11 protein-coding genes, 1 tRNA gene and 1 pseudogene are annotated in these 16,749 nt (G+C 59.0%); 8 read left to right on the top strand and 5 right to left on the bottom strand.

The features are described 5' to 3' along the window. Positions 1 to 58 precede the first annotated feature (58 nt). Positions 59 to 559: a TonB C-terminal domain-containing protein gene (locus OIK44_RS24235; RefSeq protein ID WP_273674648.1), complete on the top strand. Its 501-nt coding sequence runs from the start codon at positions 59 to 61 to the stop codon at positions 557 to 559. On the opposite strand, the gene OIK44_RS24230 is transcribed toward OIK44_RS24235, so the two are convergent. The 5 genes from OIK44_RS24230 to dkgB form a co-directional block, all read right to left on the bottom strand. After that, positions 510 to 1,646 carry a GGDEF domain-containing protein gene (locus tag OIK44_RS24230; RefSeq protein WP_273674646.1) on the bottom strand — a complete coding sequence of 379 codons (1,137 nt, stop codon included), beginning with the start codon at positions 1,644 to 1,646 and terminating at the stop codon, positions 510 to 512. The two genes, OIK44_RS24235 and OIK44_RS24230, sit on opposite strands and share 50 nt — an antisense overlap. 258 nt (positions 1,647 to 1,904) lie before the next feature. Next, positions 1,905 to 3,722 carry a M61 family metallopeptidase gene (locus tag OIK44_RS24225; protein WP_273674644.1) on the bottom strand — a complete coding sequence of 606 codons (1,818 nt, stop codon included), beginning with the start codon at positions 3,720 to 3,722 and terminating at the stop codon, positions 1,905 to 1,907. Positions 3,723 to 3,971: 249 nt separating this feature from the next. Further along, positions 3,972 to 4,697 carry a DsbC family protein gene (locus tag OIK44_RS24220; protein ID WP_273674642.1) on the bottom strand — a complete coding sequence of 242 codons (726 nt, stop codon included), beginning with the start codon at positions 4,695 to 4,697 and terminating at the stop codon, positions 3,972 to 3,974. A 122-nt stretch (positions 4,698 to 4,819) separates the two neighbouring features. Beyond that, the gene (locus OIK44_RS24215; RefSeq protein ID WP_273674640.1) at positions 4,820 to 6,052 is read right to left on the bottom strand and encodes an FAD-dependent monooxygenase; all 1,233 of its coding nucleotides are present in this window, start codon (positions 6,050 to 6,052) and stop codon (positions 4,820 to 4,822) included. A 94-nt stretch (positions 6,053 to 6,146) separates the two neighbouring features. Beyond that, positions 6,147 to 6,956 (bottom strand): 2,5-didehydrogluconate reductase DkgB, encoded by an 810-nt coding sequence (gene dkgB / locus OIK44_RS24210; RefSeq protein WP_273674638.1) that lies wholly within the window; start codon positions 6,954 to 6,956, stop codon positions 6,147 to 6,149. Between the two features lie 208 nt (positions 6,957 to 7,164). On the opposite strand from dkgB, the gene OIK44_RS24205 reads away from it, so the two are divergent. The 7 genes and pseudogenes from OIK44_RS24205 to OIK44_RS24175 all read left to right on the top strand — a co-directional run bounded on the left by OIK44_RS24205 (position 7,165) and on the right by OIK44_RS24175 (position 16,681). Beyond that, positions 7,165 to 7,240 (top strand) — tRNA-Phe (locus OIK44_RS24205). Between the two features lie 308 nt (positions 7,241 to 7,548). Beyond that, positions 7,549 to 7,752: pseudogene (locus tag OIK44_RS24200) on the top strand (helix-turn-helix domain-containing protein); the annotation flags it as partial. A 15-nt stretch (positions 7,753 to 7,767) separates the two neighbouring features. After that, positions 7,768 to 10,200 (top strand): EcoAI/FtnUII family type I restriction enzme subunit R, encoded by a 2,433-nt coding sequence (gene hsdR / locus OIK44_RS24195; protein ID WP_273674635.1) that lies wholly within the window; start codon positions 7,768 to 7,770, stop codon positions 10,198 to 10,200. Further along, positions 10,197 to 12,014, top strand: a complete 1,818-nt coding sequence (locus OIK44_RS24190; RefSeq protein ID WP_273674633.1) for a class I SAM-dependent DNA methyltransferase — start codon at positions 10,197 to 10,199, stop codon at positions 12,012 to 12,014. The genes hsdR and OIK44_RS24190 overlap by 4 nt, the downstream gene beginning before the upstream one ends. After that, a complete protein-coding gene (locus OIK44_RS24185) occupies positions 12,014 to 14,008 on the top strand; it encodes a restriction endonuclease subunit S (RefSeq protein WP_273674631.1) in 1,995 nt (664 codons plus the stop codon). The genes OIK44_RS24190 and OIK44_RS24185 overlap by 1 nt, the downstream gene beginning before the upstream one ends. A 1-nt stretch (position 14,009) precedes the next feature. Beyond that, positions 14,010 to 15,833, top strand: coding sequence for an AAA family ATPase (locus OIK44_RS24180; protein ID WP_273674629.1), 1,824 nt, complete (start codon positions 14,010 to 14,012; stop codon positions 15,831 to 15,833). Beyond that, positions 15,830 to 16,681: a hypothetical protein gene (locus OIK44_RS24175; RefSeq protein ID WP_273674627.1), complete on the top strand. Its 852-nt coding sequence runs from the start codon at positions 15,830 to 15,832 to the stop codon at positions 16,679 to 16,681. The genes OIK44_RS24180 and OIK44_RS24175 overlap by 4 nt, the downstream gene beginning before the upstream one ends. The last annotated feature ends 68 nt before the right edge of the window (positions 16,682 to 16,749 follow it).

The raw sequence follows: 16,749 nt of genomic DNA, 5'->3' as shown, positions 1-16,749 counted from the left end.
CTGTGGTGTTGATTCAGACTGCCGCCCGACCAAGCTTGGGTGGCGCGGGAGGTGTGACATGTCGCGCGCTATGAAGAAACTGCTCGTGCCGGCATCGCTGGGGCTGTTCGCCCTGCTGCTGAGCGCCTGCCAAAAAGGGCCGCCGCGTGTGCCGCCCACGCCAACGACGGGCGAGCGGCCGCCCGTGGCCGTGGCCGCGCCCACGCCCGCGGCGCCGGCCGACTCAATCGAGCAGTACAAGGCGCTGGTGGCCCAGCAAATCCTCGACGCCAACCCGAGCATCACCTTCAGCGGCCGCCTGCCGCCTATGCTGCCGGCCATCGTCGTCGTCAACATCAGCGTCGACAGGGACGGCGGCTTGAGCGCGGTCGTCGTCAAGCGCTCGCGCGACAGCGAAGCGTCGAAGGTGGCGCTGGCCGCCGTGCGCCGCGTCGCCGCGCCCTTCCCGAAACCGCTGCACCTGCTCCATCGCAGCCACAAGACGCTGGAATTCTCCGAAACCTTCCTGTTCAACGAGCTCTATCAGTTCCAGCTGCGCAGCCTGGCCGGACCGCAATAGGCGCCTGCGCGTCGGCCAGCTCGACGCGATCGCGCCCGTTCGCCTTGGCGCGGTACAGCGCCGTGTCGGCGCGCGAGAGCAGCTCGTCCAGCGTTTCCGCCGGCACCAGCTGGCAGGCGACGCCGATGCTGACTGTGTAGGCCGGCAACTGCACATCCAGCCCCTGGCGCAGCGACGCGCGGATGCGCTCCGCCACCCCCAGCGCCAGCTCGACGCCGGTGTCGGGCAGCAGCACGATAAACTCCTCGCCGCCGAAACGCGCCACCGAATCGCTCTCGCGCAGCGCCTCGCCAATCTGGCAGGCGACGTGGATCAACACGCGGTCGCCCGTGGCGTGGCCGAAGCGATCATTGATCGACTTGAAATGGTCCAAATCGATGCTCAGCAGCGCCAACGGGCGCGCCGCGCGCCACAACTGCGCCTTCTCCCTGGCGTAGACGTCGGCGAAGCCGCGCCGGTTCAGCACCAGCGTCAAAGGATCATGCGTCGAGCGCCGCTCCAGGATAGTCTGCAGGCGGCGCGTGGCGACGGCCATGAAGGCGACGTTCAGCAACAAGGCCATGAAATTGGCGGTCGCGACATACACGCTGGCGACGACACCGCTCCTCAACAAGTCGACGCTGGCGCCGCCATACAGCAGCGCGGCGACGCCGCGCGTGAGCACCACCGCCGACTGGATCAGCATCAAGCCCGCGAAGAAATAGCTGGAAAAATGGCGCTCGCCGTAACGCACGACCAGCGCCAGCTGCGTCGCATAAAAGACCAGCACCAAAAAGGAGAAATAGGCCACGCGCAGCGCGAAATCGGGCTGCACGAGCAACCACCAGGCCAGCCCGGCCACGCCGGCTATCCACACCGCATGAAACAACCGCCAGTTGGGCAGGCGGCCATAAAACAACTGCGTGCCGACCATCGACAAACCGATACCCCAGAACAGGGCCGCATTCGCGCCCAGCACCGACAACCAGTCGGGCACACCGCCGCGCAAAGAAAACATCAGCGCCGCCGCGACCAGCAAAGCCAGGCCGAGCGACCAATGCCCCAGCCCCCTCACCTCGCTGCGGAAGCTGCGATAGACAGAATACATAGCGACACTCATCACGCCGCACATCAGCGTGGTCATAAACAGCAGCGTGCGGAGGTCGAGTGAAGTCACGGTCGTTTAAAGAACGCCAAGTTCGGTATAGCAAGAAGAATTTCTCGCGGGAATTCTATCAGAAATTAAAATTTTGAAATGTTTAGTGAAAATATGACAGTTTTTTAGAACCAACTTTGGGGTCAGGTCTAGACATGGCGGTTTTTATCCGCAAAAACCGCCATGTCTAGACCTGACCCCATTGTTGCTTTAGCGGGTGGCGCTCGGGCGGCGCAGGGCCGGGGCTTTTTTGCCCGCCGCGACGCTCAGTGCGACGCCCGGCGTGCGTTCGCCTTGCAGGGTGGCGGTGAAGTCCATCAGTTCGTCGCGCCGGAAGGCGTGGATGATGAGGCTTTCGCCCACTTTGTAGCGGCCCAGCAGGGTGTCGAGCGTGGCCGGGTTGCCGCTCACGCGCAGGCCGTCCAGCGCCACCAGGATGTCGCCCGCCGACAGGCCCGCCAGGTGGGCGGCGCCGCCTTCGTGTACGTGCGCCAGTTTGGCGTCGTTGCCGTCGCGCCCCAGGCCGACGTCGAGGCTGGGTTTGGCGCTCTTGCGTTCGTCGGCGTAGACGACGCCGAACGGCGCCAGCAGTTTCGCCAGCGGCAGGTCGGCGGTGCCGCGGATGTAGCGCTCGAAGAAGGTTTTCATTTTGGCGCCGCTGATTTCGTCGAACAGGGCTTCGACTTCGGCCGGTGTGACGCCACGCCCGCCGTTCGGGTAGAAGTCGCGGCCGTAGCGTTGCCAGAGTGCCTGCATGACGTCGTCCAGCGTTGTTTTGCCCGCCGTTTTGGCGCGCAGCGTCAGGTCCAGCGCCAGCGCGATCAGTGAGCCTTTGGTGTAGTAGCTGACGATGGCGTTCGGTGCGTTTTCGTCCTGGCGGTAGTATTTGCCCCAGGCGTCGAAGCTGGAGTCGGCCACGCTTTGTTTGTTGCGGCCGCTGCCGCGCAGTACGCTGTTGACGGTTTTGCCCAGCAGTTTCAGGTAGGCGGCTTCGTCGATGATGCCGGCCCGTACCAGCATCAGGTCGTCGTAGTAGCTGGTGAAGCCTTCAAACAGCCACAGCAGCGGTGTGTAGCTTTCGGCCTGCAGTTGGTAGGGCGCGAAGGCGGCCGGTTTGATGCGTTTGACGTTCCAGGTGTGGAAGTATTCGTGGCTGCACAGGCCGAGGAATTTGATGTAGCCGTCGCTGGCCGCCTGGTCTTTCGGCGCGGCGGTGCTGGGCAGGTCGGCGCGGGCGCAGATCAGCGCCGTCGAGGCGCGGTGCTCCAGGCCGCCGTAGCCGTCGCCGACGGCCAGGGTCAGGAACAGGTAGCGCTGCATCGGCGCGCGTTTGGTTTTCGGCTCGAAGAAGGCGATCTGCGTTTCGCAGATGGCTTTCAGGTCGGCGCTCAGGCGCGCCAGGTCGAGGTTGGGCACGCGCCCGCTGATGACGATGTCGTGCGGCACGCCGTGGGCCTTGAAGGTGGCCAGCGCGAAGTCGCCCAGTTCGACCGGGTGGTCGATCAGTTCGTCGTAATTGGCGGCCAGGTAGCTGCCGAAGCCGTAGCGCTTGGCGCCCAGTTCCGGCAGCGTGGTGGCGACGCGCCAGTTTTTGCAGGCGCTGTCGTCGGGACGTTGGATGTCGACCTGGTGCGGCGTGTCTTCCTGCCCCAGCACGCGCAGGAAGACGCTGGTGCCGTTGAAGAAGGCGTGGGTCTGGTCGAGGTGGGCGGTGCGCACCGACAGGTCCCAGGCGTAGACGTCGTAGCGCAGGGTCAGCGCGCCCTTGCACGGCGCCGCCTGCCATGTGTGTTTGTCGAGCTTGGTCAGGGCCACGGCCCAGCCGTTCGATTCGGCGTTGATCTGCACGATGTTGCGCGAGAATTCGCGGATCATGTAGCTGCCCGGTATCCACGCCGGCAGCGCGAAGATTTGCCCGCCGGCGGCCGGCGCCTGCACCGTCAGCGTCACTTCGAACAGGTGGCCGGCCAGGTCTTTGGCGCGGATGGCGTAGGCGATGGCCGCCGATTTTTTGTTTGGTTTTTTCATGTCTTTCCTCGTGTTTTACACGTGTTTTTTATCATTGCAGCTCAGCGGGCATGTCCATGTCCTGCGGGGCGCCGGGATGGCCGGCGATTCCGGCGCATACAGGATAACGCGTAAGGAGCCCGCGTGCACAAGATCGGCGGGCCGCGGCGCCTGTTCCACGCCGCCAGTGGCGGTCTTTTGGGGCCGCGGACGTAAAAACGGCGCGCCGGATCAGGGGCGCGCCGCGTGGCGAATCGGGGTGAACCCGATTTACTGCTTGATGGTTGCCAGCTTCGCTTCCAGCGCCTTGGCGTCGATGGCGCCGGGAATCCGGCTGCCGTCGGCGAAGAAGATCGCCGGGGTGCCGTTGACGCGCAGCTTCTGCCCCAGCGCCAGCACTTTTTCGTGCGGCGCGGTGCAGCCGGCCGGTGCGGCCGGCGCCGCTTTACCGTTCAGCATCCAGTCGTCCCAGGCCTTGTTGCGGTCGGCCGCGCACCAGATGTTCTTCGACTTGGCGATCGAGTCTTCCGACAGGATGTTGTACATGAAGGTGTAGATGGTGACGTTGTCGACGGCCTTCAGCGTGGTCTGGCGGAAGCGCTTGCAGTAACCGCAGTTCGGGTCCTCGAACACGGCGATGACGCGCTTGCCGTCGCCCTTGACCACTTTCGTGGCCGCCTCCAGCGGCAGGTCGGAGAACTTGATGCGGTTGATCTCGTCGAGGCGCTCCTTGGTCAGGTCCTGCGAAGTCTTGGCGTTGAAGACGTGGCCGACGATCAGATATTGCGCCGTCTTGTCGGTGTAGAGAATGTCGCCGCCGGTGCGGATTTCGTACAGGCCGCCGTACGGTGTCTCTTTGATGGAGTCGACCTTGGCGCCCTCGCCCAGGCGCGGCTCGATCAGCTTCTTGATGTTCGCCTCGGTGGGCGTTTCGGCGCCGACGCAGGACATCATCAAACCCGACAGCAGCAATAACGCGATCTTACTCTTTCTCATAACGTCTCCAGTGACTTCCGCAAAAAGCGACGGGCGCGCGGGCGCGCGTCGCGTGGCCGCAGCCATTGTACTTTTCACCACTTAAGCGTGGCTTAATTCCGAGGTGGCTGAAAGCGGCCGGTTTAAGCCTGTTTTCCCAGCGCGTGGGAGATCAGCCGGCGCTTGAGCCCGGGCAATTTATCCAGCAAGTTTAATCCCAAATTGCGCGCCACGCGCAAAGGCTCGATATCCGTGCCGAAAAGCCGCGCCAGACCGTCGGTAGCCAACTGCATCAGCAGCACGTCTTCCTTGCGCGCGCGGGCGTAGCGGGCCAGCACGCGGGCGTCGCCGATGCCGCGCTGCGGCTCGCGCTCGCTGACCGTCTTGACCAGCTCGACGACGTCGCCGAAGCCCAGGTTCATGCCATGGCCCGCCATCGGATGGACCACGTGGGCGGCGTCGCCGACCAGGGCGACGCGTGGCGCGACCATCGCGTGCGGGCGCATCAGCACCAGCGGGAAGTCGCGCACCAGCTCCGGCTGCAGCGGCGTGAGCTCGCCCAGCTTGTCGGCGCAGAACACGGCCAGGCGCGCGGCCAGCTGGGAAGCCGATTCGCGCCGCAGCGTGTCGGCCAGCGCGTCCGGCGCCGACCACACCAGCGACACCCGGTCGCCGGGCAGCGGCAGCAGCGCGACGATGCCCTCGGCGCCGGTGAACCACTGGTGCGCCGCGCCGTGGTGCGGCTTGGCGCAGGCGAAATTGCTGACCACGCCGCGCTGGCCGTAGGCGCGGTAATCGAGGCCGATGTCGCACTGGCCGCGCACCCAGGACTGGGCGCCGTCGGCGCCGACCACCAGCGCGGCGCGGATGCTGTCGCCGCCGTCCAGATGCACGGTGGCGCAGTCGGCGCCGCTTTCCAGGCGCACGGCGCGGCCCCGCACCAGTTGCACGTTCTGCGCGAATTTCAAGGCGGCGTCGAGCGCCTGGCCCAGATTGCTGTCCTCGATGATCCAGGCCAGCGTGCCGACGTGGGCGCCGTAGGCGTCGAAACCGAAGCCGCCGGCGTTGGCGCCGTCGCCACTCACCAGCATCGCATCGACCGGCGCCACGCGGGCGGCGTCCAGCGCGCCCCAGACCTTCAGGGCGGACAGCAGGTGGTAGGCGGTGTGGTTCAGCGCAAAGACGCGCACGTCCCAGCTCGGCACGACGGCGCCGGTGGCGGCCGGCGCCGGCGGGGGGCACAGCAGCGTCACGCTTTGCCCGGCCTGGGCGAAGGCCAGGGCGGTGGTTTTCGCGATGGCGCCATTGCCGACAATGCAAACGTCGCTTTGACCGTGCAGGGAGCGCCGCATGGTGGGGGAAGATGGACTGTTCATGCAGGCATTATAGCGTTTGCCGGCCGCTTTTCCGTCCGCCGCGGCCCCCGCCAAAAGACCTACACCGGACGGCGCGGCGGCGCCGGCCTGGGCCTCAGTCCCACTGCGGCGCCAGGCCGTCCGGGTTGGCCAGGCGCTCGTTGCGCTCCAGGCCCGCGATCTGCGCCATGTCGACGGCCGACAGCACGATGTCGCGCGCCCGCAAATTCGCCTCCAGGTTGGCGCGCCGGGTCGACGACGGGATCACCGCGTAACCCTGCTGCAGCGACCACGCCAGCGCCACCTGGGCGGCGCTGGCGCCGTGGCGGGCGGCGATCTGGCCGATCAGCGGCTCGGCCATCACCTTGCCATAGGCCAGCGGCATGTAGGCGGTGACGTGGATGCCCTGGCTGCGGGCGAATTCGACGACCCGGGAGTTTTGCAGGAAGGGATGGACCTCGACCTGCTGCGTGGCGATCTGCGCCGCGCCGACGGCGTCGATGGCCTCGCGCAAATGCGCGTTGGTGAAGTTCGACACGCCGATCAGGTCCGTCCAGCCCTGCGCCTTCGCCTCGGCCAGCGCCGCCATCGACTCGGCCACGGCGACGGCGCCGCCCGGCGACGGCCAGTGGATCAGCGTCAGGTCGAGCCGTTCCAGGCCCAGCTTGCGCAGGCTTTCCTTCAGGCTGGGGATCAGCTTGTCGCCGGCCAGGCTGTCGATCCAGATCTTGGTGGTGACGAACAAATCGGCGCGGTCGACGCCGCTGGCGGCGATGGCCTGGCCGACCTCGGCCTCGTTGCCGTAGATTTGCGCCGTGTCGATGTGGCGGTAGCCGGCCTCGATGCCGTTGCGGACGGAGTCGATGGCGACCTGGCCTTGCAGGCGGAAGGTGCCCAGGCCGATGTTCGGGATGGTGCTGGTCATGGTGTTGTCCTCTTGTTGGATGAGCAGACGTACTATGCGCCCATCGTTTATTGAGAAAAATACCGTTCCAGGCAAATAATAATTGACCAACAAGCAAATATAATGGGACGAACGGCGCCGTAGATCGCCTCCAGCTCCCGCGTATTTGTTGAAAAGATGCTTTCCAACCCTTGCATTCCCACTTGAGCCTGCTATAATTCTCCTCCTTGGCCTGGTAGCTCAGTCGGTAGAGCAGAGGATTGAAAATCCTTGTGTCGGTGGTTCGATTCCGCCCCGGGCCACCAAGAACATCCTAGACAAAACGCCAACCCATGCAGGTTGGCGTTTTCTTTTTCGGCATTCAAAGTCCTTGTGTCCGGTCTATTTCCGGTTTGCGGACCGCATCAGAATTCGCCCGCTTTCCCGCATTTTCGCCCCCCCCCCCCCGACTGGGTATATCTCCGAATATCACCTTACGCAACGCTAAGGCAACGACCGAGCAAAGCAGAAGATCATGCTCTACGTCGAGCACTCGCCTACCGATAGCCAAGGTGGTAAACTGCATTCTTTACGATTTAAGCCGATTTAATGCGATCAAAACACGTTATGTCGGAGTGCTGCCATGACTTCTGAACCTTGGGTGTCCGTCGAACAGATTGCTGAGCATCTGGGCGTGACGCGTGATTCAATCTACCGCTGGATTGATCGCAAGGGCTTACCTGCGCACCGCGTCGGACGGCTTTGGAAGTTCCAAGTGTCTGAGGTTGATGACTGGGTACGCATTGGCGGCGCTGACGAAGAAAAAGAGCACGAATAACAGGGACTGCACGGCATGGACAAATACCAGCTCAGTGAGCGCGATATCTGCACCAAGTTCATTACCCCTGCTATTGTGCAGGCGGGCTGGCAGCAGCATCAGTTTCGCGAGGAAGTAAATCTTACCGACGGTCGTGTCATGGTGCGTGGCAAGCTCGCTGCACGTATAAAAAATCCAGATGCCAAAGGCGGCCCCAAACGTGCCGATTTTGTACTCTATGCCAGACCGAACGTTCCGATTGCGATAGTCGAGGCGAAGCAAGCCAAATTCTCCGTAGGACATGGCATGCAGCAGGCCTTAACCTACGCCGAAATGTTGGATGCCCCCTTTGCCATCAGCAGCAATGGCGCGGGTTTCCTGATTCATGACCGCACGGGCATTACTCAACCTGTCGAGCGTGAGTATCAGCTCAACGAGTTTCCGTCATTAGATTATCTTTGGCCGCTGTACCAACAGTGGAAAGGTCTGGCGGCACCCGAAGCCGTCAAACTCATCGAGCAACCGTTCTACACTGACGGTAGTGGCCGTGAGCCGCGCTACTACCAGCGCGTTGCTATTAACCGGTCTGTCGAAGCGATCGCCAAAGGTCAGCAGCGTGTGCTGTTGGTCATGGCCACTGGCACCGGCAAAACGTACACCGCCTTCCAGATCATCTGGCGTATGTGGAAAGCCAAGGCAAAAAAGCGCATTTTGTTTTTGGCCGACCGTAACATCCTCGTCGACCAAACCATGCAGCAAGACTTCGCCCCATTTGGCGAGGTCATGCACAAAGTCAGCAATCGCGAAATCAAGAAAAACTACGAGATCTACTTGGCCCTTTATCAGGCCGTCACCGGCAATGAAGAATGGAAACAAGTCTACAAACAGTTTCCAGCAGACTTCTTCGATTTGGTTGTCGTCGATGAGTGTCACAGAGGCAGTGCAGCAGATAATTCTGCCTGGCGCGACGTACTCGAATACTTCAACAGCGCCACACACATTGGCCTGACGGCCACGCCGAAAGAGACCAAAGAAGTCAGCAACGCCACTTACTTTGGCGATCCGATTTACATCTATTCGCTCAAGCAAGGTATCGAAGACGGCTTCCTCGCCCCCTACAAGGTCATTCGCATCGCGACCGATGTCGATGCCGTAGGCTACACCCCCGAAAAAGGCAAGATCGACAAACTGGGCCAGACCATTGAGCAACGCCAGTACAACACCAAGGATTTCGACCGCAGCCTGGTATTGGAAAAGCGCACCAAACTCGTCGCCAGCAAGGTGTGGGAGTACCTCAAAGCAACAGACCCGCTGGCCAAAACCATCGTTTTTTGTGACGATCAGGACCATGCCGAACGCATGCGGCAAGAGTTGGTGAAGCTCATCCCCGCCGCCGCCAGCAATCGCCGCTACGTGATGCGCATCACCGGCGACGACAATGAAGGCAAGGCGCAGCTATCCTACTTCATCGACAACGACGAGCCGTACCCAGTAATTGCCACCACCTCCAAGCTGCTGACCACTGGGGTCGATGCTAAAACTTGCAAGCTCATCGTGTTAGACCAAAACATCAATTCGATGACTGAATTTAAGCAGATCATTGGCCGTGGCACGCGCCTGCGTGAGGATTATCAAAAGCTGTACTTCACCATCATGGACTTCAAAGGAGCCACGCGACTTTTCGCCGATCCTGATTTCGATGGCGAACCGGTGGTGATCTACGAACCCAAGCCAGATGAACCCGTCGCGCCTCCAGAAGAGGCGAACCCACCGGGTGTTAGCGAACAAGATCCTCCTCCGTACTGCCCTAGCGCGAACGGTGGCAAAGACGACTGCGGCAATACAAGCAGTGGAGGCGGCGGCGAAGGCCGCATCAAATACGTGATCGATGACGTCAACGTGCGCGTGGCTGTTGAGCGCTCACAATACCTCGATGCCGACGGGAAGCTCATTACCGAGGACTACCGCGTTTTGCTTAAGGATGACATCAAGAAAGCGCTGCAAGCCGAGTTCGGCACGATGGTCAATTTCCTGCGCCGTTGGAACAGTGCTGAACGCAAGCAGGCGGTACTGGAAGAACTAGCCGAACATGGCGTACCGCTCGAAATACTGCAGCAGGCCGTAGCCAACGGCAGCGAGCTCGATGTCTTTGATTTGGTCGCCCACGTGGCCTTCGACCAGAAACCGCTCACTCGCCGCGAGCGCGCCAACAACGTCAAAAAGCGTAATGTGTTCGGCAAATACGGGGAGCAAGCCCGAGCAGTACTTGAGGCACTGCTCGATAAGTTCTCCGACCACGGCGTTCAAGACATTGAAGATGCCAAAGTACTGGAGCTACCTCCGTTTGATCAATTCGGCAGCAAAACGCAAATCCGGCGCGGCATATTCGGCGGCGTCGAACAATACACTCAAGCCGTACACGAGCTTGAAAGAGCGCTCTACGACGTATCTGAACAGAAGCAGGCATGAGCATCGCTCAAGCTGAACGAAACGAGAAGAATTCAATGAATCTAAGCAGCACCATCAAATCCATCCAGGACATCATGCGCAAAGACGACGGCGTCGACGGCGATGCCCAGCGCCTCGGTCAGCTCACCTGGATGCTCTTCCTCAAAGTGTTCGACCAGCGTGAGGAAGAATGGGAGGACGACAATGCCACCTACAAGTCGCCATTGCCCGAGCGTTACCGCTGGCGCAACTGGGCCGCCTACATTGCCGATGCCGAAGGCAAGAAGAAACCGCAAATCGCTGGCAGCGAGTTGATCAGTTTCGTCAACAACGAACTATTTCCTTCGCTCAAAGATCAGATCGATGCGAGCAAGAGCCCGCAACATAAGGTCATCAAGCAGGTATTTGAAGACGCTAACAACTACATGAAATCCGGTCCACAAATGCTGGCCGTGATTGAGAAGTTGGAAGACGCCATCAATTTCCACGACTTCAAAACCCGCGCTAGCCTGGGTGACGTGTACGAGCAAATGCTCAACGACCTACGTGGCGCAGGCAACGCGGGCGAGTTCTATACGCCACGTGCCATCACTGCCTTCGTTGCCGACCGCGTCAACCCTCGCTTGGACAAACGCGAAACGGTGATGGACCCAGCTTGCGGCACCGGCGGCTTCTTGACTGCAGCCATTGACCAGTTCCGCAACCAACTCACCACAAAATCAAGCACGGAAGATAAACGCGCCATTGAAGAGTTGATCCACGGCATCGAAAAAAAGCAGCTACCCCACCTGCTGTGTACCACCAACATGCTGTTGCATGGCATCGATGTACCCAGCCAGATCGAGCACCGCAATACGCTCGGCATCGGCTGGAACGAGTGGAGCGCAAACGACAAGGTCGATTGCCTCATTACCAATCCGCCTTTTGGCGGCTACGAAGATGATACGGTTGGCGGCGATTATCCAACCGACTTGCGCACCCGTGAAACCGCCGATATGTTCATGGCGCTCATCATCAAGAAGCTGTTGAAGGAAAATGGTCGCGCCGCCGTGGTACTGCCAGATGGCTTCTTGTTTGGCGACGGCATCAAGGGTACGCTGAAAAAACTGCTGCTCCGGGACTGCAAGCTGCACACGATCATCCGTCTACCTAAAGGCGTGTTCGCGCCCTACACCACCATCAAAACCAACCTGCTGTTCTTCACCAAGGGCGCAACAGTAGACGATGGCACCGAACACTTCCATACCGACACCATCTGGTTCTACGAGCACCCCTACCCGGCGGGCTACAAGAGCTATTCCAAAACCAAACCCATACGGCTGGAAGAATTCAAACCCGAGCAGGACTGGTGGGGCGATGAGGCCAACGACTTTGCTGACCGCGTAGAAAACGAATTCGCTTGGAAGGTGGATTTCAAAACCAAACGCGAACAAGCAGAAGCCGCCGCACAACCTCGCTGGCAGCGCGCCGAAGAACTGAACAACCTTGCAGCCGCGCTGGAAGGTGAAGCTGGCGACTTGCGCAAGAGCTTGGTAGGCAGCACTGACGCGGCCTACCGCGAAAAAATCGACACCCAAATTGCTGAACTGCGTGCAAAAGCGGAACCGCTGCGCCTGCAAGCGCGTGACGCGCAGGCAGCAGGCGACCGTATTTATTGGCCGATCTTCAACCTCGACATCAAGAATCCCAACGCGCCGGAAGAAGAGACCCATGACCCCGACCTCCTTCTGGAGAAATACAAAAAACTGTTGGGCGAAATTGAAGAAACCGAGAGCCAGCTCAAGAGCGAACTAGCGGCTGCATTGGCGCATCACTTTGTAAATGAGAATGCCTGATGGATGCACAGCAATTTCTGGCCGAATTTGGGCATATTGCGAATGCACCGAACGGCGTGACTCGGCTGAGAGAGTTGGTTCTTTCACTGGCATTCAAAGGAGAGCTGTGCTCCCCTTCTGATGGGGCAAGCAACACTTTGCTTGACGATATCGAACGCCAACGATTGGATTTCAATGGCGAAACACGGAAGCAACGTCTCACGAGGCAAAGCAATGCAGCGGGAAAATTTGTCGGGCCATATGAAATTCCAAAACATTGGAGCTGGGTAAGTCTAAGCACTGTTGGTCACACTTGGGGCCAAAAAAAACCTGACGACTCATTCGTATACATTGATGTTTCTTCAATTGATAACAAGGCCGGGGTTCTGAGCCAAAGCCCGGAGGTTATAAGCCCAAGCGCAGCTCCAAGTCGGGCAAGGAAGATTGTCAAAAAAGGAACGCTCGTCTACTCAACGGTACGCCCGTATCTTCTGAATATCGCAATCATTGATCGCGATTTCGACTCTGAGCCGATTGCAAGTACTGCGTTTGCAATTGTTCATCCATGGGAAGGTATCTCAGGTCGCTACCTTTATTTCTATCTGCGCAGCCCGATTTTTGTGAGGTACGTCGAGAGCGTTCAAATCGGAATGGCCTATCCAGCAATCAGTGACGAAAAATTCTATTCAGGAGTGGTCCCACTCCCACCGACGGAAGAACAATCACGCATCGTAGCCAAAGTAGATGAGCTGATGGCCTTGTGCGACAAGCTGGAAGCACAGCAGCTGGTCCATCGTAAACTGCAAAACAACCTGCGCCACTCTACCCTCCAAGCCGTCGCCAGCGCCACCAGCCCGCACGAATTGCAAACCACCTGGGTGCGTCTGGCCGACAACTTCGGGCGGCTGTTTCATGCGCCGGAGGATGTTGCTGCTTTCAAGGGGTTGATTCTCGACTTGGCTGTGTCTGGCGAGTTGCTGAGCATCGAACATCACCGCGCTGCTACTGGTGCCGACTTGCTCGATGCAATTGCAGCGAAACGACTTGAATGGTCACGGAAGTCAGTGGATCAAGAGCAGAAGGAAGCCGTGGCAATGCTGAAAAAGCTCCGCACACAGCAAGCGTCTATTCCAGACGCAGCATTGCCAGAACACTGGGCGTGGGCGTCACTGCTGCAGGTGTCGCAAGCCGTTGTTGATTGCCACAACAAGACCGCGCCATATGTCAGCGAAGGTATTCATCTCATTCGAACTACTGACATCCGTAACGGCAGAATGGATTTGTCCAGCACACGAAAGATTTCAGAGGAGACGTATGCCTATTGGGCGAGGCGGATGCCTCCAAAAGGCGGTGACATCTTCTTCACGCGCGAGGCTCCAATGGGCGAGGCCGCGATCGTTCCTAATGGAGAAAAGGTGTGCCTAGGACAGCGCTCAATGTTGATTCGACTCTTTCCTGATCTGTTCAGCAATCGCTTCCTATTGTGCGTAATTCAGAGCCCAAGTTTTCAATCGCGAATGATCGAAGCCGCCATTGGCATGACGGTCAAGCATTTGCGGGTCGGTGGCGTGGAAGATCTTGTTGTTCCGGTTCCACCCAAGGCAGAGCAAGATCGAATTGTTGCCATCGTTGATGCGCTTTTCCGCATTTGCGACCATTACGCGGATCAGCTCTCGCGAAAGCAGCATATCGCAACCAACCTTGCAGCTAGCGCAGTGTCCGGCCTAACCGGCATCGCCGTCGAACAAGAAGAGGAACCCATGAAAGCCCCGCAAACCGAATTGATCGCTCCGCTACGTTTAGGCATTGCGCCAGATGTCAATGCCCAAGCCCCGCTGGCCACTATTCTTGCCCGCCACAACGGTGAGACGAGTGCCAAAGATTTATGGCAACGCTTTGGCGGTGAAATCGACGCCTTTTACGCGCAGTTGAAGACCGAGGTGGCCCACGGCTGGATCTTGGAACCCGCATCCGCCGAGATGCGCGAGAAACCAGCCGAGACGATGAGGACCTGAAATGCAACTACAGCGTATCCGTATCCCGGTCTTTCGCAATCTGCGTGATCTCGACATCGCCTTCGCTTCGCATTTGCAACCTTCAAAGGGTGCGCCAGCGAATACTCAGCCTAAGCCCATTCGCAGCCACGCGCTGATAGGGCAGAATGGCACTGGCAAATCCAACTTGATAGAAGCGCTAATCACCATCTTCCGCGATATTGATCTGGATCGCGAAGCCGCGTTTGACTACACGCTGGAATACAGTATTCGCGGCCACGCGGTATGCATTGAGGCAACTAAAGAGAAGCGCCCTTCGGTATGGGTGGATGGTGATCGTGTCAAGCAGGATTACTTGGCTAGGAACGATCCGCCCGACAAAGTGCCACAAGACCATCGTCGTGGTCCGCGCCTGTTGCCAACACATATCTTTGCTTACTATTCCGGACGCAACGAACGTATTGAAGTCTTGTTTCAGGAGCATCAGCGCCGCTTCAACCAGCGTCAGGAAATCACTACCGACGAGGTGCTGTCCGGACAGTTGCTGGAAAACTTTACCGGGTCCGAAGCTGATATTCGCGCCGTGGAAGAGGCCAGGCGCCGTCGCGAGTCGCGGCTGAAACAAGCGGGCGACGACCGCTTGCGCCGACTGTTCTACTGTCGTGGTGGCCACAGTCAGTTGGTATTACTGGCGTGTTTACTGTCCGATGACCCCGTGTTTCAGAAGGTGCTGAAGAACCTGCATATCGAGACACTAGAATCGGCTTTGTTTGTTTTGAAAGAACCACACCGCTTGCGCGAAAAGCGCCGTGGCGGCAAGTTCGACGAACAAGAGTTGAACGAAGGCGACCCGCGCTTCTGGTATGCCCGAGGCAATGTGGTGAGCGAATTCCTCGACAAGCTTTGGCAAGTATCTTGGGCACCAATCGAACAGGAAGCCACCAAACAAATTGATTTCCGTGGCCGGACAGAAAAGCAGAAGCAACTTTATCTGTTTGTTCCCAACCAAGAAAAGCTGAGGCAACTGGGTGAGCTGGTTGGCGGTACCGACAGCTTCTTCCGTTACGCTGAGGGCGCTTACATCGGCGACCTTATCGACGAAGTACGCATCACTGTCAAGAAACGCGATGAATACGGCGGCAAGGTGAGCTTCACACAGCTGTCGGAAGGCGAATTGCAGATGCTGACGGTGCTTGGCCTGATGCGTATCACCCGTGAAGACCATTGCCTTTTCCTGCTAGACGAACCGGACACACACCTCAACCCGATTTGGAAGCTGCGCTATTTCGATGACATTGAAGGCGTTTTGGGCGATTTCCGTGAGGACGGGAGCGGTACCGCCGCATTTGGCAGCGGTGCCTTTGATACATCATCCGGGCAATCTCAGCTCCTCATTACCACACATGACCCCATGATGCTGGGTAGCCTCAAGCGCGAACAGGTACATATCCTGCGCAAAGATGGCCATCGCACAGCAGTGGTTACGCCTGATGAACACCCACAAGGCATGGGTGTTACCGGGTTGCTCAAAAGCGAGCTCTTCGGCTTGTCGTCCACACTGGATATCGAGACCGAACGTCGCCTATTCAGGCGCAATGAGTTGTTTGTGAAAGCGCCACGCTCGCCGGAGGAAGATGCTGAGTTGAGCTGCCTGTCTGCCGAGTTAGCCGATCTCGGTTTTTCAACCGCTGATTTTCGTGATCCTGATTACGCATTATTCGTACGCAAGATGGCACAACACCGCCGCTTCCGAAAACCCACTCTGACGCCCGAGGAGCAAGCCGAGCAGGACGCTATCGCCGACTCAATCATCGACGAAATTCTGCGCGAGGAGGATGGGGAGTGATTTTCATCGATCTTGAGAATAAGCTTCCCACCGATGCCGACCTGCCTACTCACATTCGCTGGTCCCAAGCAGATTGGGATGCATGGCTGGCTGAGACATCAATCTTGGTCGCAGCGCTTGCGACGCTCGACGCAGCAGGACAGATCAAAGAACGCAATGCGCTAATCGACAAGCGTAGCGACCATTGGGGAAAGCTGAAACCTTGGTTGCTGGCCTTATCTGGCGGCAAGTGCTGGTTCACCGAAGCTCGGGACATTGCTTCGCATTTGGATGTTGAACACTTCCGCCCAAAGAAGACTGCTCGCAATGTCAAGGGGCCCGAGCGAGACGGCTATTGGTGGCTGGCTTTCGACTTCATGAACTTCCGTATCGCCGGAACGGTACCCAATCGAAAAAAGGGGGTTTGGTTTCCGCTCCGATATGGATCTCAATGTTCGACGTACATCCGTCGTTGCGAAGGGGATGAAGTTCCTCACTTTCTCGATCCGACGAATGCCTATGACGTCACGCTGCTGGCGTTTGACGAAGAAGGCAAAGCCATTCCTGCACCAGGGATTACACGCTGGGAATACGTGCGGGTGAAGCGGACAGTGGAGCGGCTGAAACTCACTGAGCACCAAGCGTTGGCTGAGGAGCGCCGGAAGGTTTGGCAGAACACTACGAAGCTAATCAACAAGTATCTGCAGGCGCTCTCAGAGTCACGAACTTCTGGTGCGGCACGAGAGCGACTAAAGGCAGCAGCGCGCGAAATAGTCTGCCTCACCAAGGCGGATGCCGAACTTTCGGCTGTCGCGAAATGGTGCGTCCGCTTACGCAACAATTCGCAACTTTCGCGCCTGGTGGGATAAGACAGTGAAATGACCGAACTTCAAGCCCGCCTGCCTAGTGGACTCCTGCTCTACGAAACAAATGATGC

The sequence above is a fragment of the Janthinobacterium fluminis genome (assembly GCF_028595325.1).
In the GTDB taxonomy this organism is placed as follows: Bacteria; Pseudomonadota; Gammaproteobacteria; order Burkholderiales; family Burkholderiaceae_D; genus Janthinobacterium; species Janthinobacterium fluminis.
This window is presented reverse-complemented; position numbering and strand designations above follow the sequence as displayed.